The organism is Rhodoblastus sp. (genome assembly GCF_019449565.1).
GTDB lineage: Bacteria > Pseudomonadota > Alphaproteobacteria > Rhizobiales > Beijerinckiaceae > Rhodoblastus.
Genome location: NZ_JAGRPM010000038.1, coordinates 148796 through 169939, shown reverse-complemented (window position 1 = coordinate 169939; position 21144 = coordinate 148796). Strand labels below are relative to the sequence as shown.

The window sequence follows — 21144 nt, the reverse complement described above, 5'->3', positions numbered from 1 at the left end:
GTTTGGCACAGGTCTTTGGCGTCTGCCTTCTCCCCGCGACCGGCGAATTCGCCTATGACACTCTCCCCGCGCAGGGCGCGCGCTGGAACCCGACCGGGGGAACCTTCGGGACCGGCGCGCTCGAAACATTGGCGCCGATCAATTGTTTTTACGCGCCGGGCGGGACGAAGACCGACTATTCCTATGCGATCGACCAGTTGCAGGCGGCGCACCCGGAATGTCAGACGGTCGCCCTCGTCGTCGCATGGTTCGGCAATTCGACCGATGCGGGTTCTTGCCAGATTTACCCGTCCACGACTTATATCAAGGGTGCGTTTACGTCTTGGAACGGCTCGACCTGGGTCGTGGCGAACTGGCAATGCTCGGGGTTGACGCAGGGATCGACGGGCCTGATCCCGATTTCGCAGACGGGCGGCAGCTTTTCCTATGGCGGCACGCCATCGGACCAAAGCGTCGTCCGCTGCATTCACGATCTGAAAGCGCGCGGCCTCCGCGTGGTTTTCTATCCCTTCATCCTGATGGATTGCGCCGGCAAGCCCTGGCGCGGGCGGATCGGGGTTTCAAGCGATGTGAACAGCGCCGCGACGGCGGCAGTGAGCGCTTTTCTCGGCGCGGCCTCGACCGGGCAATTCACGCGCGACGCGACAAACCTGACGGTCGCTTATTCTGGCTCGCCGACTGATTTCAGCTATCGCCGGATGATCCTGCATTACGCCAATCTGTGCGTGGTGGCGGGCGGCGTCGATCTGTTCCTGATCGGATCGGAATTGCGCGGCCTCGAAGCGATCCGCGGTCCCGGCTGGACCAAGGCGGGGACGACGGACGGCGACGGCTTCGCGGTCTGGGATTATCCCTTTGTCGCCGGTCTGATCCAGCTTGCGGCGGATGCGCGCTCGATCTTCGACGGCGCGGGCCTGAGCAAGAACCTGACGACGTGGAAAAACCTGATCTCCTATTCGGCGGACTGGTCGACCTGGAACGGCGTCCAGCATTCCGGCGCGAATGGGCAATGGCCGCACCTCGACCGACTGTTCGCCTCGGAGAATATCGACATCGTCTCATTCGACAATTATCTGCCGCTGTCCGACTGGACGACGGGCGATGGCGGCCTTGACCCGCTCAACTGGACCAGCGCCGCGCCGACCTCCTGGCCGCCGTCTTCGGGGGCGATGAGCGGCCTTGGCCTTTCCGGGACGCCCATGCTGCACAGCGAGGCTTATTTGCAGGCCAATATTGAGGGCGGCGAGAGCTTCAATTGGTACTATGGCGATTCGAACAATCTCGGGCGCGGGTTTGATCCGCTTGGGACGGGGCAATATGTCAGCCTGCCCGAAGGCGACCGCGCGAGCCAGGCGCGCAACCCCTATTACGCCAATCAGCAGCTGCTCGGACGCAAGCAATTCCGGTGGTGGTGGAAGAACGCGCATCAGGCGATGTATGACGCCAGCGACGGCCTCGGATGGACGCCGCACGGCCCGACGACGCAATGGGCGGCGAAATCCAAGCCGATGATCTTCGTCGAATATGGCTTCGCCACGGTCGACCGTTGCACCAATCAGCCGAATGTCTTTTTCGACGCGAAATCGACCGAGAGCGACACGCCGTTCTGGTCCGTGTGGGATTCCGCCGATGGCGCGAGCTTCCTGCCGCGCCGGGACGATCTTCTCGCCGCGCTCGGACTACAGGCGATTTACGATTACTGGACCGGCGGCAAGAACGAGACTTCGGCCTCGGGCGTCCCGATGATCCTGACGTCATTTTGCTGTGCCTGGAATTGGGACGCGCGCCCATTCCCGACCTTCCCGCTCAATGCAAGCGCATGGGGCGACGGTGGCAATTGGGCGGCCGGCAACTGGATCGGCGGCAAGGGACCTTATGTCCAGGCTCTGGCGGCTGACGCGCCGCCCGGGGCGGGCTCCTACGCCATTTTCCCGGCGCTGACCGGGGAGGGTTGGAGCGTGCGTTATTCGCCGCGGTTCTCGACGCGGACGATGGCGAAGGTTTCGGGGCGCGAGACGCGCGCCGGCGTGATGGCCTCGCCGCTGTGGGATATTGATCTGACGTTCAACTTCCTGCGCTCGGACGCCAACGCCGAATTGCAGAATGTGATCGCCTTCATGCTGGCGCAGGCGGGGCAGGCGACGCCCTTCCTGTTCGCGCCGCCCGGCGGCCTTGGCGTCGCTTCCGGCGTAGGGCTCGGGACTGGCGACGGCTCGACCAAAGCCTTTGTCGTCTCGCGCGCGATCGCCGGCTACAGCGAACGCGTCCAGGCCCTTACCAGCGCGCCGACTGTTTACGCCAATGGCGTTGCGGTTTCTGGATCGCTCTATTCGGTTTCCATTCTGCCGGCGACCATCACCTTCACCACGGCGCCCTCTGCCGGCGTCGCGATGACGATCGACTTTTCCGCCGCTCATGTCGCGCGCTTTGTGGATGACGATCTCGATTTCGAGCAATTCGTCGCGAATTTCTGGGCTGCCAAAACACTGAAATTGGAGACTGTGCGAGGATGACGCTCCCCACCTTCCCGACCCTGCCCGGACAGGGGTGGAGCATCCACAAAAAGCCGACCTTCTCGACCCGGGTTTCGGCGCATTCCTCGGGCCGGGAGGTCCGCGCCGGGCTTTACGCCCATGCGCTTTATGAATTCGAACTGACCTTTGACGGGCTCGATTCCTCGGGCGTGTTTCCCGGCCTGCAATCCCAATCGCTGCAAACATTAATGGGGTTCTTCCTGAGCCTCGGGGGCCAGTTGAACGCCTTCCTCTATGTCGATCCGACCGACAATGTGGTCAGCGGCCAGGCCATTGCGACCGGCGACGGCGCGACGACCAGTTTCACGCTCGTTCGCTCGATCGGCGGCTATGCCGAGCCAGTCAGCTATACGGTCGCGGTCTCGGGGGTCACGGTCGCCGGCGTCTCGACAGGCGCGTGGACCCTGAGCGCGCCCAACACGATCACCTTCGCGACGGCGCCGGCCAATGGCGCGGCGATCGTCGCGAATGTCTCCTACGCCTTCCAGTGTCGATTTCTCGACGATCAGATGGATTTCGAGAATTTCATGTCCGGGCTCTGGAGCAACAAGAGCGTCAAATTCAGGCAGGTTCGATGAAAACGACGACGGGCGCACTCCTGACCTATCTCAACGGCCTGCGCACCGCGAATAGCGACGCGCCGCTCTATATGGCCGATCTGTTCACGATCACGCTGGCGAGCGGGACGATCCTGACCTATTGCGGCGTCGATACGCCCGCCTTCTGGAATGGGCGGACCTATCTGGCGAATTCTGTCCTGATCGCTGGCCTCAAATACAAGGCCTCATGCGGTCCTAATGTCGACAAGCAGCAGATCGTAATCGCCGCGCGCGCGGCGGACACGATTGGCGGCGTCCCGTTCCTTCAAGCCTTGCAGCAGGGGCTTCTAGACGGCGCCTTTATTCAGCGCGAGCGGGCGTTTTTCTCGTCCTGGGCGATCTCTGGCGGGAACCTCATCCCGATTGGAACGGTCGTGCTGTTCAAGGGCCGCGTCGCGCAGATCGACGACATCGGTCGCACCACGGCCAAAGTCACAGTCGCGTCGGACTTGACGCTGCTCGACATCGACATGCCGCGCAATTGCTACCAGTCGAATTGCGTCCATGTCCTTTACGGCTCGGGCTGCGGCCTGGCGCGCGGGACATATTCGGCGTCGGGCGCAGTCGCGGCGGGTTCCGACCGGACGCAGATCGCCTGGGCCTCGGCGATCTCGGCCTATCAGCAAGGGACGATCACCTTCACGTCCGGCGCCAACGCGGGCGTCGAAGCGACGATCAAGGCGGCGGGCTCCGGCTGGCTGCTGCTCGCCTATCCGCTGCCGACCGCGCCAAGCGTCGGCGACGCCTTTACGGCTGCGCAGGGCTGTGACCACACCAAGGGAACTTGCAGTAGCAAGTTCAACAATCTGAATAATTTCAAGGGGTTCCCCTATGTCCCGCCGCCGCAGATCATGACCGGCCCGCTTTCGTCCACCACCACAAGCGGAAGGGGGAAATAATGACCATCGTTCGAACCGAGGGCGCACAGCGCCAGTCCGACGAGAGAAATCGCGTCGTCGCCGAGGCGCGTAAATGGATCGCCACGCCCTATCACAACTGCGCCGACGTTTTGGGCTCGGGCGTCGATTGCGGCATGTTGATCGTCCGGGTTTTTGTCGACTCCGGGATGGTCGAGCCGTTCGATCCGCGCCCCTATGCGCCCGACTGGATGCTTCACCGGGACGAAGAAAAATATCTGGCCTTCTTCGAGGAACGCTGCGCGCCAGTCGATGCGCCAGGCGTCGGCGACATTGCGCTTTTCCACTATGGCCGGACCTATTCGCATGGCGGAATCGTAGTCGAGGCCGATCCGGTTCGCATTGTCCACGCCTCGCATGACGCTCGCGCCGTCATCGAGGAAGGGCTGACGCAAAACCCGGTTCTGACCGATCCCAAGCGCCGGCTGCGCTTCTTCTCGATCTGGGCGAAAAAGGTGTCGGGCTGATGGGCATTCTGCGCTCGGGCAACGCCACGGCGACCCAGATCACCAAATATTCCGGCCTGCAAATCCAGTCGACATCGAGCGCCATCCCCGTCCCGATCGCCTGGGGCCGCAATATCCTGTCGCCGAATGTCATCTGGTACAATCATTTCCTCGCCTTGCCGCAATATTCCGGCGGTAAGGGCGGCGGCAAAGGTGGCGGTGGCGGCAGCAAACAGGCGACGAGCTATGATTATCGTTGCGCGATCATCATGGCGCTATGCGAAGGCCCGATTGTGGAAATCGGGAATATCTGGACGTCATCGACGACGCCGACAAATCTGGCGGCGCTCGGCTTGAGCCTGTTCAACGGAACGACGCCGCAAGCGCCGTGGGCGTGGGCCTCCGCCTACTATCCCTCGGAAGCCTTGGGCTATCCAGGCGTCGCCTATGTCTGCAATCCGTTTTACGACCTTGGGGCGTCTGCGAGCGTCGGCGATAATAATTTCGAGGTCTGCGGCTTTCTATCCGGCTCGGGCGTCAATGCGCTCGATTGCGACCCGGCCCAGGTGATTTATGATTTCCTGACCAATTCGCAATATGGCGTCGGCTTCCCCGCCGCTTCGATCGACGCGAGCTCGCTCTACGCCAACGCCGGGGACACATCCTACCAGACCTATTGCTGGACGGCGGGGATCGCGTTCAGCCCGGTCCTGAACACGAAGGAATCGGCTTCGTCGATCCTCTCGCGCTGGCTACAGCTCACCAATTCGACGGTGGTCTGGTCGGGCGGCGTGCTCAAATTCCTTCCCCTCGGCGATAGCGCGATCACGGCGAGCGGCAAGACCTGGACCCCGGACCTTACGGTTCGCTATGCCCTGACGGATGAGGATTTCCTTCACTCGGAAGGCGAAGACCCGGTCAAGATCACGCGGTCGGACCCCTACGCCGGCTATAACCAGCAAAGCGTCGAAATCCAGGCCCGGAGCGATTCATACAATACCGGGCCGATCACGGCTTTCGACCAGTCGGCGATCGACCGCTTCGGCCTGCGCGCCGCCTCGACCGTCACGGCGCATGAAATTTGCGACATCGCAGTCGGGCAACGAGCCGCGCAATTGATCTTGCAGCGCGGGCTTTATATCCGGAACACATTCGAGTTCCGGCTTTCGGCTGAATTCTGCCTGCTCGATCCGATGGATTTGGTCAGCCTGACCGATCCGCTGCTCGGGCTGAATGCGACCGTCGTCCGGATCACGGATATTGAGGAAGCCGACGACGGGGCGCTCTCGGTCACGGCCGAGGAATTCCCGCAGGGCGTAGCGACCTCCGTCGCCTATCCGATCCAGGCCAAAAGCAATGGCGTCCCGGCCGGGGATGTGACGCCAAATTCGATCAACACGCCGCTCATCATCGAGCCGCCGCCCTCTCTTTCGGGCGGCGTCCCGCAGTTGTGGATTGGCGCCAGCGCGCAAAGTGCAGACCCGAATTGGGGCGGCTGCATCGTCTGGGCCTCGCTTGACGGGACGAGCTATGCGGAGGTGTCGTCAATCGCCGTCCCGGCGCGCCAGGGCGTCCTCTCGGCCTCGCTCGCGACCTATGGTGGATCGAACCCGGATTCGACCGACACGCTCGCGGCCGATCTGACGGAAAGCGGTGGAACGCTGCAATCGACAAATAGCGCCAGCGCGGAGGCCGGCGTCACGCTCTGCTATGTCGATGGCGAATATCTCACCTATACGACTGCGACGCTCACGGCGACGAGCAAATATAATCTGAGCGGCCTTTACCGCGGATTGAACGGCTCGACGCCCGGCTCCCATGCGATTGGTGGGGGCTTCTGCCTGCTCGATTCCGCGATCCTGAAATATGACATCCCGAACGCCGACATCGGCCAGACGATTTATCTGAAATTCCAGAGCGTCAACATTTTTGGTGGCGCGGCGCAGGATATTTCGACCTGCACGGCCTATCCTTACCGGATTCAGGGGACAGGCGTTCTCGGCCCCGTCGCCACGACTTTGGCGGTCGGGACCGCGATGGATTACGGCCTCGCCCGCCAGGCCGATTCCGAAAACGACGATTTCGGAATCGTGTCGGCGCCGGTCGTCTCGATCATCGACCTCGGCAATCTGACCTCTTAACAGGAAACGACGCATGTCCGTTCAAGTCAAACGACGCCGTGACACGGCGGCGACGGTCGCCGCCTATGTGGGCGCCCAGGGCGAATTGATCGTCGACACGACGAATAATCGCGTCACGGTCCACGACGGCGCGACCGCCGGGGGCTTTGCCGCGGCGAAGTTGTCGGAAGTCATCACGAACGGCCGCACGGCCGTCTCCGACGCCGCCTATACGGTCCTCGCGACCGACCGAAGCGTCGCCTATACGGCGCTGACGGCGGCGCGCGCCGTCACGCTCCCGGCAGCCTCGGCCTATCCCACCGGGACGGCGCTGACGATCTTCGACGAAAGCGGCAATTGCTCGACGACCAATGCGTTGACGATCGCGCGCAGCGGGTCGGACACGATCGACGGCGCGACCTCGGCTTCGATCGCCACGGCCTACGGCTATCTGGCGCTCGAAAGCAACGGCTCCGGCAAATGGACCGTCATCGACCAGGCGCTCGGCGCGAGCGCGCTGCAGCAGGTCGCGCAGGGCGCCAATGGCGCGGCGATCCAGTTCCAGGTGATCGAGCAGACCGTGACGCTTTCGGGCGCCTCGACCACGGCCGTGACGCCGATCCCGGCGAATTGCATCGTCCTTGGCGTCGGGGCGCGCGTTCTATCTTCCGTGACCGGCGCGCCGTCCTTCGGCGTCGGCGTCTCCGGAACCCCAACCCAATTCGGAGGCGCGCTCAATGTCGCGTTGGGCTCGACCAATTTCGGAATCGTCGGCCCCTATGGCTGCTATTCCGCAACCTATCTGATCGTCACGGCGACCAGCGGCTCGTTCACCGGCGGATCGGTGCGCCTGTCGCTGAAAATCCTTCTCTTGCCCGTTTCGACATCGTGAGGACAAAACCCATGAATCTTGCAAGGTTCTTTCTTGCGGGCGCGCTGGCGCTCGCCTTCCTCGCGCCCCTTCAGGCCGGGCAATGGTGCGTCGGCGCAGTTTGCACGAACGGCCTGGTTATCGAGGATGGCGCCGGCAACAAATTCGGGTCCGCCAATCCGCTAGCGGTGCAAGATAGCACGGTCGCCAACGCGATCGCCGCCGCCGCGCTGACCCCGCCGATCCAGATGAAGGCGCAGAGCGTCGTCGTAACCGATCTGGCGTCGCAGGCGATCACGACGACCGGCAACGGTTCGACGCTGGCGCTAGACGGCGGCAATTCGCTTGCCTCGGTGGTCAATGTCACGGCGGCCTCGGGCACAAATCCGACGCTGGACCTGACCTTGCAGGAGAGCCAGGACGCCGGCGCGACCTGGAACGACATTTATCAGTTGCAGCGCATCACCGCGACAGGGGCGGTCACCGTTCCGAACATGCTGCTGACCGGAACCCGGCGCTGGAAATGGACCGTCGGCGGAACCTCGCCTTCCTTCACGCTCTCGATTGTGACGACGCGCGGCACGGCCTCGGCGCCGCTGATCCGGCAGTTCTTTGACCGCACCGTCGACCCCAACACGCTCGGCTCGGCGTCCCCTGCGTGGAGCATCGGGGGGTGTCGAAACAACCAATTGTTCGTCTTCAACGGCGCCGTGACCACGACCGCCGCCGTCTGGCAAATCCAGTACAGCCCGGACAAGGCGAATTACACAAACGCTGGCTCGACCGTGAACCCCGGCAATAACAGCACCGCGCAGAGCTCCACGACGACAAGTTGGCCCTACGCCCGCATCGGAGTGGCGACGGCCGGCTCCGGCGACACGCTCAACTATGTCTCGTTTTATTGCACGAACTGAGGCCGCCATGCCCATCCTCTGTTTCGTCATCGCCTTCTGGGCGCTGCTGTGCGGCGCGGCCAGCGCGGACAATATCACTGTCCCGCTGAGCTTCTTCGGCTTCAATCTGGCTTCGCAGAGCGATCCCCGGCCGGTCTATATCTCCGAGACGAAACACCTCGGCGGCAACTGGAACAATATCGCGTCCTGCCGGCCGACCAACCCGACCAACCCGGCCGACCCCTGTTACAGCTGGGGCGCGATGGATTCCTATCTGACCTTCGCGCAGGCCAATAATTACAACATCGAATATGTGCTCGGCTTCGCGCCGACCTGGTCGAATGGCAGCCAGACGACGCAATATCCGCCGACTGACCTGACCGACTACACCAATTGGGTCACGGCCTATCTGACGCGCTACGCCAACAAGATCGACGCCGTCGAGGTGTGGAACGAGGTCAGCGACTCGACTTCCGTCACGGGCTATGCCGGCTCGATGGCCGATCTGCTCACGATGGAGAACAGCCTGTGCGCCGTCGCGCACGCGATTTCGCCGAAAACGAAGGTGCTGTCGCCAAGCACCTATTACGGCAATGGCCTGACCTACCACGCCAAATATTTTGCGTCGGGCGGCGGGCAATGCGTCGATGGCTTCGCCTGGCACAATTATCCGCTCAATGTCGCGATCAAGGACAATCTTGAACAGTGGGACAACACGACGCGGTTCTACCAGGCTCTGCTGGCGCAATATGGCCGCGCCGGAAAGCCGATCTATGTCACCGAGGGCGGCTATTCGAACTCGATCAGCGATCCGGTTGCGATGGGCGCACTCGATCCGCTGTTCATGGCCTGTTTCGCCACGGTCAACATGCCCTATGCGTGGGACCGACCGGCTGGCGGCAACACGTCGCTCGATTACTGGCTCGGCGCCGCCAACCCGACAGCGCTCAACGGGCGCGGCATGGGTTACAAGGCGATGCAATCCTGGCTTGCTGGCGCGACGATCACGCAATGCCCGACGCGCACGGCCACAACGAACATGGCGCGCAACCCAAACGGAACCGGCTTCACGGCCGGCGTGATCGGCTCCGGCGGCGCGGTCCCGACCAGTTGGGGCCTGACTGCGCCCGACAGCGGTTTCGGCGTCACGACGCAGATCGTGGGGTCCTGTACGAATGGCGCGGCGACGGGCGTGGCGTTCCGGATCTATGGCGCGCCCACGGCCGGCGCGAGTGGCAGCACGTCGCTGGCCTTCGAGAGCAACGGGCAAGTGACGGGGACGCTCGGCGCGCAATACAACATCGGGGCGACGGTCAGCCTTGTCGGCGGCTCGATGAACAATGTCGGGGCGCAGTTCGCTTATAACGAATACACCTCCGGCAATGGCTATCTGGCCTCGACGATGGGCGCCTCGAACGCCCCGGTCGTTCCGCTGGCGACGCCGGTTTATTGGAATTGGAAGGCCAATGTCGCCAATGCCACGGCGGCCTACATCATCCCCAAGATTGGTTTCAGCTACACGGTCGGCAATGCCTTCGATGTGACCGTGTGCATCTCGGGCGCATCCGTTGACACTGGCTCGATCTGGACGGCGACGATCACGCGCCCCGGCGGCTATCAGGGCCTGATCGCCTGGGACAGCAACGGCGGCCCGACGACTTATAGCGTGCCCGGAACTTACGCTTTTCAGCGCGACGCAATGAATACGGCTGGGCCGATCGTCGGCAACAGTTCAGTGCTGGGGAAGGCCCCGGTCTTATTCGAGAACCAAGCGTGGAAGGGCTGGGCGCCATGACGACAACATACAATCTCCGCGCGTCCAATAATTCAACCTTTCGCTGGACGCGCGATCTCTCGCAATGGGCGGCGGTCTATAATGTCGACGCAGCGACGATCCGGATGCAGGCGCGGGCCTCCCCTCTCGCATCATCGCCTGTCGTCTATGAATGGTGCTCGAATAATTCGACCGGCGGCCAAATCGCGTTCAATATAGAGCCGAATATCTGCACGTTCCTGGCGCCGCTTTCGGACATGCTGAGAATGTCGAAGCCGCTTTATTATGACTGCCGGCTTGAATTCGAGAACGGGGCGGCGGTTGTGGTGTTCGCTGGCCGTATTTCCTGGACGGCGGGCCTGACGCGCGCGAGCGCCGATGGCGCGGCGATCGGCACGTCTGGGATAGGCGACACGGTTAGAGTCGATGGAGAAACGTCGTCTCAGCCCGTCACGCTGCCGCTCTCGCTGACGGCGGCTGTGGCGGCGGCGCAGGCTGCGGCGGCCTCGGTTACGGCGTCGAGCCTGGCGGCCCAGATCGCCGCCCTTCCGATCGCCGAACGCGAAGCTCTTTTCCAATCCTTGATCGCCTCCGCCAAAGTCTATTCCGGATCAGGCCCCGCGCCGGTCCCGACGGGAGAAGCTTTCATCAACGATTCCAATTATATGGTGGTGGCCGAATGATGCTCACACGCTTGAAAATCCTTTTCGCGACCCTGCTGTTCGCCGCCCCCGCGCTCGCGCAGGGCGTCAATCCGGCGCTGAAGGCGAACTCGCTGGCGTCTGGCGCCGCCGCTGCAAATATAGGCGCTGGTGGCGTCACGGCGTCGATGCTGGCAAGCGGCGCCGCCGCTGCTAATCTCGGCGCCGGCGGCGTCACGGCTTACTTGCTCGCCCCGGGCGCGGCGGCGAGCAATCTCGGCGTCGGCGGTCGCGTCTATAATTTGCGGGGTGATTACGGCGCTGCCTGCGATGGCGCGACGGATGACACGACTCCGTTCAACAATGCTCTGACGGCGCTCGCCGGCTCGACCACGCCGGTCACGCTGACCTTCCCTGGGACGTGCCTCGTCACCTATGCGCCGCACACCATCGCCGGGCAGCTCTCTTTCGAGGGCCTTGCGGGCGGCGGCGTGAAGCTGGCCTCTGGCGCGACGATGGCTGGAGAGTTGTTCCATTGGAGCAGCGGCACGGCGGCCATCAGCGTCAAGAACATGACGTTCGACCTGAATGGCGCGACCTATTCCGGCGTCGCGTCGGTCCTCTATTCTGGCGGCGGCTCTTTCTCGGTCACCGGCAGCAGCATCGCCAACGGCGCGGCTCCAACTGTCGGAACCGGGATTATTCTGGTCGCCGGCTATAATCTTTCGTCGTGCGACATTTCCGGCAACAGCTTCGCTCAAAACGCGGCGTCGATCTACCAGAGCCAGGCGATCAATCTCGGGTCGTCCAGCTACCCGGTCAATCATTGCCGTATTTCGCACAACGTCAGCAAAAATACCGGCTTCGGCATCTTTTGGGCCGACAACACGGAAGTCTCGGACAATGAGATTTACGGCTGGGGCTTTGGCGGCGGCATTACGCTTGGCCCGAGCGACACCAACACGCACCATATCAGCGTCTACGGGAACAAGGTTCACGACAGCGCAACCGTTGTCGATGTCAACAACACCTATATGAACGGCATCGAACAATGGTTTTACGGGGCAGACGTCGCGAACAATGACATCTTCAACACCTGTGGCTCCGGCATCGGCGTCTCCGGCCTGTCGCATATCCACGGCAACACCGTCCGCGATCCCGGAACTTGTGGCGGAAATTCCTACACGCGGAGCGGCATCACCACCGGCCAGAACGGGACCGAGACAGGCAACGGCTCAACTATCGAAGGCAATGTCGCATTCAACACCGCGTCTGGCGTCATGACCTATGGCTATGCCGACACGTCCTCGATGAAGAATATTCATCTCGGGGTCAATGATTTCCAGGGCACGCTCGGGGCTTACAATATCGTTGGCGGCGCGGATTTCATGGCGGCGCAGAAAGACAACCGCCTTATCAATCCCTGCGGCCAGATAGATCAGCGCAACGAGGGCAATGCGGTCACGACTGGCTATGTCTCGGATCAATGGACATCGGTGGAAAGCGCCGGCGCGATCAGCGAGCAAAGGGTCCAGTCGATCCTGGCGCAATGCGCCTATGGCATGAAATTCACTGTGACCAGCACCCGCACGCCCGTCTCTGGCGACTATTTCTTTGTCCGCCAGAATATCCCCTACAGTGACGTTGCCGATCTTCGCTGGGAAGGCGCGCAAGGCAAGGGATTGATCTTTTCCTTTTGCGTGGCGATGAGTTCGGCCCCGCCCTTCACGGGCTCGGCGGTCGTCATCAATAGCAACTCTGGCTATACCTATCCCGTCTCCTACACCGTGACGACGGCGGCGGGCACGCCGCAGTGTTTTTCCTACCGCGTCCCTGCAAGCACCGGCCATGCGCTAGGGCCGACTGCCGGCGTCGCTTTGAGCGCCGCATTCGACACCGGGTCGGGAACGAACAATAAGACCTCGACGGCGAACGCCTGGGTTGCCGGAACTTATTACGGTCTGACCACGGCCTCAAACTTCGTGTCGCTCCCCAACGCCACGACCATGACGATATCGAACGTGCGGCTGTTCCCGGCGGCGGCGGATCAGGGCTGGGCGCCGCGAAGCATCGCTGAGGAATTGGTTCTCGCCCAGCGTTACTATCGCAAGTCGTTCCCGGATGGGACCAAGCCTGCGCAGAATGCGGGCGTTGCTGGCGCGACGTGCTCAGTGGCGCCGGTCAATTCCTCTTATCCCTTTGCCTGGCTCTCAAACGCGCCGCCCATGTTCAAGACGCCGACCATCACCACCTTTAACCCCTCTGCGGCCAACGCTAACTGGCGCGACACCACGGCGGCGGCGGATTTAACGGTGAATGTTCCATCGAGCGGCGCTGGCGCTCCTACGGCGGTTGGCGCGCTGATCGGCGCGTCGGGAACGTCGGCCACGGCCGGCAACGTCAGCTGCATCCATTGGACGCAGGACGCCGGGCTGTAGCGCCTGCGTCGGGTTCTGACGCTCTTCTCCTCCAAATCACGAATCTGAAAGGACGCGCCATGTTCAGCGTCGTCAATCATGTCCTGCAGAAGGACGGCAAACCCGTGCCGCAAAAGCCGTCGCCCAATCATGGCGGCGTCATGAGGCCGGAGCTTTTGGTGCTGCATTACACGGCTTCGAGTTCCGCCGCCGGCGCCATCGCAACGCTCACCGATGGCCATGCCAGCAACCGCGTCTCGGCGCATCTCGTTCTCGACAAGGACGGCGGCGTGACGCAGCTGCTGCCGCTCAATGTCGTTGGCTGGCATGTCGGCAAGTCCGCCTGGGAGGGCAGGGCGGGCTGCAATGATTTCGGCATCGGGATCGAGCAGGTCAACGCCGGCGTGCTCAATCACATGGCCGACGGCTCGTTCCGGACCCAGCTCGGCAAGCAGGCCGTCCCCGCCAGCGACGTGCTCCATGCCCAGCACCGCATCACCCATGGCTGGGCCTATTGGCAGGACTATCCCGATGCCCAGGTGCAGGCCGCCATCGCCATCGGACAGGCGCTGCACGGCGCCTATGGCTTCAAGGACGTCGTCGGCCACGAGGACGTCGCCACGCCGCCCGGGCGCAAGACCGATCCGGGCCCGGCTTATCCACTCGATCTGGTGCGCTCTCGGATTCTGGGGAGGCAGTAGAGGCGCTGGCCAGGCTCGACCTCCAGCGGATTTCATTCGCCGAAGTTTTTCGTTTCATCTCAAGGAGCAAAACATGAACGGTCTTGTGATTATGGGTCATTGGTTGCTGGCTCGAATGGAGGAGCCTTCGACATGGGCGGGCTCGGGCGTCCTGGCGGTCGCGGCCCATGCCTATTTCGGCGCGGCGGGCGATGCCGCGATTGCCTTGCTTTCGGCCATCGGCGGCTTTTTCGCCGTGGTCATTCCGGAAAAAAAGCCGTGAACTGGTCGGCCGCAGCCGTCGCCCTGGGTAAGTTGCTGCGTGCGACGGACGCGGCCAGCACAGCCGCCCTCAAGGCCGATCCTTCATTGCTGCAATCAGTTACGTTCGAACAGATTGTTCGTGGCGTTGGAATTGCGAAAGCCTTGCCCTGGCCGGATATGCTTTCGGTTCTAGAAGGCCATTTTTCCGATCCGGAAAGAACGGCCTCGACGATCGCGGAAGTTCTTCAAGTGCTTGCGCCCTTCATTCCGGGCGTCATTCCGTTCGAGGAGGCGGCGCAAGTCATCGCCGTTCTTTGCAAGCTCGACGTCATCAAGACACAGCATGGCGCGACGCCGCCGATTTTCGGATCGGACGGCCCGCAATATGAGCACGCGCCTTTTATCTGAAAATCTCGCCAAGGATTTCTTTCATGTTTCGCAAGCTTCACGCTGGCGCGCTTGTTTGCGCGCTCATTTCGGCCGCTCCCGCTGCGGCCATGTCGAATAACGTCATTTCGGAAATCGAGGCCGCGCTCGCTTTTGGTGATGCGGTGGTTTGCGATGTTTCGCATGTCGCCAATGTCGCCCTCATCGTGGAACAGGCCGTCAATCAGGGCAAGGCGACGCCACTGGTTCGTGTCGGAGCGACATCGTCCGTGCAGGCGGCGAGCGACGCCATTTGCCGGAGTTTCGGCGGCGTTGCGAAGCAGGGCGCGGCTGCGCGCTGAGCGGTTCGGGGAGAGCTTTGTCCTGACGGGTGGAATTTAGAATGTCTGCTGATTTGAATGGCGGCGAATTGCCAAACTGGCTTTTCACCCTGGGCGCCAGCGCCTTGACGGCTGTGGGTGGCTTCGTTCTCGCTCTGGTCAATCGCGGCCCCGCGATGCAGGCCGCCGTCGACGAGCGTTTGCGTACCTTGATCGACGGCTATGAAAGGCGCGTCGACGATCTCACCCTCGAAGTGCATTCCCTGCGCGAGGAGGTGGTGAATTTGCGCCGCGCCTTGGCAGAGGCGCATTTGCAAACAGGTTTCGGCGCATAGGCTATCTGGCTTTGATAGGCGGAGTTGAGGCTCCGCATTTTAGACCGCCCGGCGAAAGCCGGGCGGCTTTTTTGCGTTCCGGCTTTGGAAAGCTTCTCTCATATAAACATAAAAAAATCATATACTTATACCAAGTTCGGTCTTTCGTGAGAGACTCCGCTTGACTCTGGGCGCGTTTGGGTTTTGTTTTAGAACAAAGAGCGAACAATAGCAGGATGTGACCCATGCATGGGATCGATGCGTGGCGGGACGCTTCGTCGTCCCGCGCTAAAAATTTGGCCGCCTTGCGTTCGGCTCTTGCCAGGATCGAAGGCAGGCATGGGGACGGAAATCATGCGGAGCGATCCGGCCTCTTCGCCCTGGGCGCGCCGGACGTGGATGTTTTTCTCGGCGGCGGGTTGGAGCGCGCCTGCCTGCATGAAGTGCAGGCGCCTTGCGACGCAGATTGGCCAGCGGCAGTTGGTTTCGGTCTGGCTCTCGCATTGCGCGCCGCGCCGGGGCGGCCTCTGCTTTGGGCGCGGCAGGATTTTCTGGAGAGCGAGGCCGGGCGTCTGAGCGGTTTGGGGCTGGCGGAATTCGGCGCCGATCCCGCGGCCTTGTCGCTGGTGCGCGGACGCGACGCCGAGGCCGTCTTGCGTGCGGCCGTCGACGCGGCGCGGTGCAAGAGTCTGGGCGCCGCCCTGATCGAAATTTCCGGCGCCCCGCGCGCGCTTGATCTCACGGCGACCCTGCGTCTGGCGCGGTCGGCGGAGGCCTCCGGCGTCACGCTTTTTCTGCTGCGCATTCGCGTCGATGGAGCAAAGACGGGACCGCCCAGCGCCGCCGTCTCGCGTTGGCGCACGGGCGCGCAGAACTCCCGGGCCTTGCTCGCCAATGCGCCGGGCGCGCCCTGTTTTTCCGTAACGCTGCTGCGGCGTCGCGGCGGCGCGGCCGATCGTTCCTGGCGTTTGGAGTGGCAACGTGACCGAGGCTTGTTTCGCGAAACCGTCGAGACTCACAATGCGCCGCTATCTGGCTCTGTTCCTGCCCTTCCTGCCGACGGAGCGATGGCGGCTCTCCCGGCCTGGCGGCGCGCCGGATGAGGCGGCGCCCTTCGCGCTTGTCGAAAAGCAGAACAATGCGCAAAGGCTTTATGCACTCAATCCTGAAGCCTTGCGGCAGGGGCTTGCGGTCGGCCTGACACTGGCCGACGCGCGCGCCCGTTTGCCGCAGCTTCGTGTCGCCGAGGCGGATCGGCGGGCGGACCGCGAAATTCTCCTGCGGCTGGCGTCGCGTTGCGAGCGTTATACGCCTCTGACGGCTCTGGACGAGCCGCATGGCCTCGTGCTCGACGTGTCGGGCTGCGCCCATTTGTTCGGCGGCGAGGCCGGGCTTTTTCCCCGCGCGCTCGGGGACATGGCGGAGCTGGGTTTTTCCGCCCGCGCGGCTCTGGCCCCGACGCCCGATTGCGCGCGCGCGCTGGCGCGTTTCTCCGCTGGCGGCATTTTCTCGCCGGATGATGCGGCCGCCGCCGCCGCGCGTCTGCCGCTCGCCGCTCTGGAGGCGGAAGAGGATGCGCTTCTCGCCTTGAGCCGGGCCGGGTTGAAAACGATCGGCGACCTGGCCCGGCGTCCCTCGCGCGCGTTCGCCGCGCGTTTCGGCGCCGATTTTCCTCACAAGATCGAGCGTCTGCTCGGACGCGAGGATCTCCGCGTCAGTCCCATGCGATCGCCGCCCGATTGCATGGTCGAGCGGCATTTCATCGAGCCCTTGACGCAGCGCGAGTCCATCGAAGCCGTCTTGCAGGATCTGATGCAGGAGGCTCGGGAGCTGCTGGAGCGGCGCGGGCAGGGCGGGCGCCTTTTCGAGGCCAGTTTCTTCCGCGCCGATGGTTTCGTTCGCCGACTGTCGGTCGAAACCTTACGGCCGACGCGAGACCCAAAAATTCTTGTTTTGCTGTTTCGTGAAAAGCTCGATTCCCTGGCCGATCCGCTCGATCCCGGCTTCGGTTTCGACGCCTTGCGCCTCGCCGTGCCGCGCGCCGAAAATTTCGAATCCGCGCAAGGTGATTTTGATGCGACAGCGGCTCGGGAAACGGAGCGGGAATTGAGCGAATTGCTCGATCGCCTGACGACGCGTTTCGGCCGCGCGCGCGTACTGCGCTTCATGCAGGGGGACTCTTATGCGCCCGAACATGAGAGCCGCGCGGTCCCCGCCGCGACGGCGGTTCTGTCCAAATCCATGACCTGGCCTACGCCGCAGGAAGACGAGCCTCCGGCGCGGCCGCTCACTCTGTTCGATCCCCCACAGCCGGTCGAGGTTCTGGCTCTGGCGCCGGACAGCCCCCCGGCGCGCTTCCGCTGGCGTCGGAAGATGCATGACGTGCTGCGCGCGGAAGGGCCGGAACGCATCGCGCCGGATTGGGCGCATTCCGGGCCGCAAGAGCCGACGCGCGATTACTACCGCGTCGAGGATGTGGAAGGCCGGCGTTTCTGGCTGTTCCGGCGCGGCCTCTATGAACGCGGCGATGAGGCGCCGCGCTGGTTTCTGCACGGGCTTTTCGCGTGACCTCTTACGCCGAACTAGTTTGCGCCAGCAATTATTCCTTCCTGCGGGGGGCTTCGCCGCCGGCGGATCTGATCGGCGCGGCCTTGCGCATGAATTACGCTGGCATCGGCCTGTGCGACCGCAATTCCGTCGCCGGCGTCGTGCGCGCGCTTGGCGCGCTGGAAGATTTTTCGCGCGCCGAAAACGAAATGTCCGCGCGCGCAAAAAAATTCAAATTGCTGGCTGGCGCGCGTCTGGCCTTTGCGGACGGCGCACCGGACATCGCCGCTTATCCGGCCAATCGGGCCGGCTGGGGGCAATTGTGCCGACTGCTCACGCTCGGCAAACGTCGCGCCAAAAAGGGCGAGTGCCTTCTTCGTCTCGATGATCTCCTGGCCGACGCCAGCGATCTTCTGCTGATCGCGCTGCCGACGCAGGCTTTCGAGAGTCTGGCGCAAACGCTTGCGCGTCTGCGCGCGCAATCCTGCCAGGTCTGGCTCGGCGCCAATATGCCGCGCGGCGGCGCCGACCGCCGACGTCTCCTGCGCTTGCGTCAACTCGCGCAGGCGCAGGGCGTCAAGCTGCTGGCCCAGAACGATACGCTTTACGCTGGCCCGGAAGATCGCGCCTTGCAGGACGTGCTGACCTGCGTGCGCGAACATCTGACGCTCGCGCAAGCCGGGCGCCGGCTCGAAAGCAATGCCGAGCGGCATTTGAAAACGCCTCCGGAAATGGCGCGGCTCTTCGCCGATGCGCCGGAGGCGATCGAGGAGATCCCGCATTTTCTGGAGCTGGCGCAATTTCATTTGCGCGAGCTCACCTATGAATATCCCGACGAGCCGGTTCCGTCAGGCTGGACGTCGCAGGATTGGCTAGAGGAATTGACGCGCCGCGCACTGCCGGAACGCTATCCGCAGGGCGCGCCACAAAAGGTGCGCGACCTCCTCGCGCAGGAGCTGGCGCTGATCAAAAAGCTCGATTACGCGCCTTATTTCCTTACCATCCACGACATCGTCACTTTCGCGCGCGACGAGGGCATTCTGTGCCAGGGGCGCGGCTCGGCCGCCAATTCGGCGGTCTGCTATGTGCTCGGAATCACCTCGGTTGATCCGGCAAAAAACAATCTGCTGTTTGCGCGTTTCATCTCCACCGAGCGGCGCGAGCCGCCGGATATCGACGTCGATTTCGAGCACGAGCGGCGCGAGGAGGTCATCCAGCATATTTACGAAAAATATGGTCGCGAGCGCGCGGGTCTCGCGGCGGCGGTGATTTCCTATCGCCCGCGCAGCGCCCTGCGCGACGTGGCGAAGGTTTTCGGCCTTTCGGAAGACGTCATCGTCGCGCTCGGCTCGCTGCAATGGGGCGCCTATGGCCCGCCGCGCCTGCGCAACGAACATATCGCCGAAGCCGGCCTCGACCCGGACAATCCGATCATTGAGCAGGTGCTGCTTTTCGCGCGGAAAGTCCTGGGCTTTCCGCGCCATCTTTCGCAGCATGTCGGCGGCTTCATCCTGACGCGCGGGCGGCTGGATTCGCTGGCGCCGATCGGCAACGCCGCCATGCCGGACCGCACCTTTCTCGAATGGGACAAGGACGATATCGACACGCTCGGCCTGATGAAGGTCGATATCCTCGCGCTGGGCATGCTCACCTGCATCCGCAAGGGTTTTGACTTGCTTGCACATCACGGGGGCAAACGCATCGGCTTGGCGGACGTCCCGCGCGAGGACAAAGCGGTCTATGACATGTTGTGCAAGGGCGATTCCATCGGCGTGTTTCAGGTGGAGAGCCGTGCGCAGATGAACATGCTGCCGCATCTGCGGCCGCGCAATTTCTACGATCTGGTGATCGAGGTCGCCATCGTGCGTCCGGGGCCGATCCAGGGCAATATGGTTCATCCCTATCTGCGTCGCCGCGCAGGCGAGGAGAAGGTGAGTTATCCCTCGCCGAAACATGGGCCGCCGGACGAATTATACGATGTGCTTCACAAGACCTATGGCGTGCCGCTCTTTCAGGAACAGGCGATGCGCCTCGCCATGGTGGCGGCGCAATTTACGGATGAGGAGGCCAACCGCCTGCGCCGCGCCATGGCGACCTTCCGGCATCTCGGAACCATTAGCGAATTCGAGACCATGATGGTCGAGCGCATGTGCGCGCGCGGCTATGCGCGCGATTTCGCGCAGCGCTGTTTCGAGCAGATCAAGGGCTTCGGCTCCTATGGCTTTCCGGAAAGCCACGCCGCGTCCTTCGCGCAGCTGGTCTATGTTTCAGCCTGGCTGAAATGCCGCCACCCCGCCATTTTCGCCTGCGCTTTGTTGAATTCACAGCCGATGGGCTTTTACGCGCCGGCGCAGATCGTGCGCGACGCACGTGAGCATGGCGTGGAAATCCGTCCCGTCGACGTCAATCATTCCCTTTGGGACAACACGCTTGAGCGCGCGGCGGATGGCGCGCTGGCGCTGCGTCTCGGCTTCCGGCAGATCGGCGGGCTGATCGAGGACGACATGACCCGCCTCGTCGCCGCGCGTGAAAAAGGTTTTGGGACGATCGAATCCTGTGCGTCCCGCGCGGAACTTTCCAGGCGCAGCCTGAAAACGCTCGCGGATGCGGACGCCTTCCGCTCCTGCCGCGCGCTCTCTTTCGCGCCGGAGAAACAGCTCGACCGCCGCGCGGCGCTCTGGGCGGCCCGACGGCTGCCCGGCGCGACGCCTTTGCCGCTTTTCGCCGCCGCCGGAATCGAGGAGTTGGGAGCCGAGCCGGATGCGAAACTGCCAGACCTGCTGGTCGGCGAACAGGTCGTCGCCGATTATCAGACCCTGCGCCTGTCGCTGCGCGCGCATCCCTTGCAGGTTCTGCGTCCGGCCCTTGCGCGCGAAAATTTCATCCGCGCGAGCGACCTGCCGGCCTGCCGCGACGGGGAATGGAAAAAGGCGGCGGGCCTCGTGATCGTGCGCCAGCGGCCGGGCAATGGCAAAATGGTCTTCATCACGCTGGAAGACGAAACCGGCGTGGTCAATGTCGCGCTTTATTCGACCCTGTTCGAGCTTTATCGCAAACCGACCATGGCCTCGCGACTGATGGCGGTGGAGGGGCGCGTGCAGAAAAGCTGGGCGGGCGTGGTTCATCTGCTGGCGCGGCGCATTTACGACCGCTCGGACGAACTTTTGCGGCTTTCGGAAACGGCGCGCGGCGCGCCGGAGCGCGCCCGCCACCCGCGCAATGTGCGGGCGATTCCAAAGTCGCGCGATTTTCATTGAGATTCTTGAGGGGGGCGGGCCTTTGGCGGAAATTCCGCTTGGCCCACGCCCGCGCCCGACTTTATAACAAAGCCGTCGCGGGCGTGGCGAAATTGGTAGACGCAAGGGACTTAAAATCCCTCGGCTTCGGCCGTGCCGGTTCGAGCCCGGCCGCCCGCACCAT

The 21144-nt window shown here is 63.2% G+C and carries 18 protein-coding genes and 1 tRNA gene; all 19 read left to right on the top strand.

Going from position 1 to position 21144, the window contains the following annotated elements; all coding sequences use genetic code 11:
• Positions 1-2: 2 nt before the first annotated feature.
• The 19 genes from QZ409_RS09365 (at position 3) to QZ409_RS09275 (ending at position 21143) form a co-directional block, all read left to right on the top strand.
• Positions 3-2513, top strand: a complete 2511-nt coding sequence (locus QZ409_RS09365) for a glycoside hydrolase TIM-barrel-like domain-containing protein (protein WP_296709813.1) — start codon at positions 3-5, stop codon at positions 2511-2513.
• Positions 2510-3112 (top strand): DUF2460 domain-containing protein, encoded by a 603-nt coding sequence (locus QZ409_RS09360; RefSeq protein ID WP_296709811.1) that lies wholly within the window; start codon positions 2510-2512, stop codon positions 3110-3112. Before QZ409_RS09365 ends, QZ409_RS09360 begins: the two co-directional genes overlap by 4 nt.
• On the top strand, positions 3109-4032 hold the full coding sequence (locus tag QZ409_RS09355) for a DUF2163 domain-containing protein (RefSeq protein WP_296709808.1): 924 nt from the start codon (positions 3109-3111) through the stop codon (positions 4030-4032). Before QZ409_RS09360 ends, QZ409_RS09355 begins: the two co-directional genes overlap by 4 nt.
• Entirely contained in the window at positions 4032-4517 is a 486-nt protein-coding gene (locus tag QZ409_RS09350; protein ID WP_296709806.1) for a hypothetical protein, read from the top strand. Before QZ409_RS09355 ends, QZ409_RS09350 begins: the two co-directional genes overlap by 1 nt.
• Positions 4517-6637, top strand: a complete 2121-nt coding sequence (locus QZ409_RS09345) for a phage tail protein (protein WP_296709803.1) — start codon at positions 4517-4519, stop codon at positions 6635-6637. The genes QZ409_RS09350 and QZ409_RS09345 overlap by 1 nt, the downstream gene beginning before the upstream one ends.
• A 13-nt stretch (positions 6638-6650) precedes the next feature.
• Positions 6651-7508 (top strand): hypothetical protein, encoded by an 858-nt coding sequence (locus QZ409_RS09340; RefSeq protein ID WP_296709801.1) that lies wholly within the window; start codon positions 6651-6653, stop codon positions 7506-7508.
• A gap of 11 nt (positions 7509-7519) precedes the next feature.
• Complete coding sequence (locus QZ409_RS09335; RefSeq protein ID WP_296709799.1) at positions 7520-8401, top strand: hypothetical protein; 882 nt, start codon at positions 7520-7522, stop codon at positions 8399-8401.
• A gap of 7 nt (positions 8402-8408) precedes the next feature.
• A complete protein-coding gene (locus QZ409_RS09330; protein WP_296709796.1) occupies positions 8409-10175 on the top strand; it encodes a hypothetical protein in 1767 nt (588 codons plus the stop codon).
• Positions 10172-10837 (top strand): hypothetical protein, encoded by a 666-nt coding sequence (locus tag QZ409_RS09325; RefSeq protein WP_296709794.1) that lies wholly within the window; start codon positions 10172-10174, stop codon positions 10835-10837. Before QZ409_RS09330 ends, QZ409_RS09325 begins: the two co-directional genes overlap by 4 nt.
• Positions 10834-13233, top strand: coding sequence for a hypothetical protein (locus QZ409_RS09320; protein ID WP_296709792.1), 2400 nt, complete (start codon positions 10834-10836; stop codon positions 13231-13233). The genes QZ409_RS09325 and QZ409_RS09320 overlap by 4 nt, the downstream gene beginning before the upstream one ends.
• A gap of 59 nt (positions 13234-13292) precedes the next feature.
• A complete protein-coding gene (locus QZ409_RS09315; protein WP_296709790.1) occupies positions 13293-13913 on the top strand; it encodes an N-acetylmuramoyl-L-alanine amidase in 621 nt (206 codons plus the stop codon).
• A gap of 73 nt (positions 13914-13986) precedes the next feature.
• Positions 13987-14175 carry a hypothetical protein gene (locus QZ409_RS09310; RefSeq protein ID WP_296709785.1) on the top strand — a complete coding sequence of 63 codons (189 nt, stop codon included), beginning with the start codon at positions 13987-13989 and terminating at the stop codon, positions 14173-14175.
• Positions 14172-14564, top strand: a complete 393-nt coding sequence (locus QZ409_RS09305) for a hypothetical protein (protein WP_296709783.1) — start codon at positions 14172-14174, stop codon at positions 14562-14564. The genes QZ409_RS09310 and QZ409_RS09305 overlap by 4 nt, the downstream gene beginning before the upstream one ends.
• Before the next feature lie 23 nt (positions 14565-14587).
• A complete protein-coding gene (locus QZ409_RS09300; protein WP_296709781.1) occupies positions 14588-14884 on the top strand; it encodes a hypothetical protein in 297 nt (98 codons plus the stop codon).
• 41 nt (positions 14885-14925) lie between these two features.
• Positions 14926-15198, top strand: coding sequence for a hypothetical protein (locus QZ409_RS09295; RefSeq protein WP_296709779.1), 273 nt, complete (start codon positions 14926-14928; stop codon positions 15196-15198).
• A 224-nt stretch (positions 15199-15422) separates the two neighbouring features.
• Positions 15423-16280 (top strand): hypothetical protein, encoded by an 858-nt coding sequence (locus tag QZ409_RS09290; RefSeq protein WP_296709778.1) that lies wholly within the window; start codon positions 15423-15425, stop codon positions 16278-16280.
• Entirely contained in the window at positions 16198-17745 is a 1548-nt protein-coding gene (locus tag QZ409_RS09285) for a DNA polymerase Y family protein (protein WP_296709775.1), read from the top strand. The genes QZ409_RS09290 and QZ409_RS09285 overlap by 83 nt, the downstream gene beginning before the upstream one ends.
• Positions 17742-20981 (top strand): error-prone DNA polymerase, encoded by a 3240-nt coding sequence (locus QZ409_RS09280; RefSeq protein WP_296709771.1) that lies wholly within the window; start codon positions 17742-17744, stop codon positions 20979-20981. The genes QZ409_RS09285 and QZ409_RS09280 overlap by 4 nt, the downstream gene beginning before the upstream one ends.
• Before the next feature lie 77 nt (positions 20982-21058).
• Positions 21059-21143, top strand: a tRNA-Leu gene (locus tag QZ409_RS09275).
• The last annotated feature ends 1 nt before the right edge of the window (position 21144 follow it).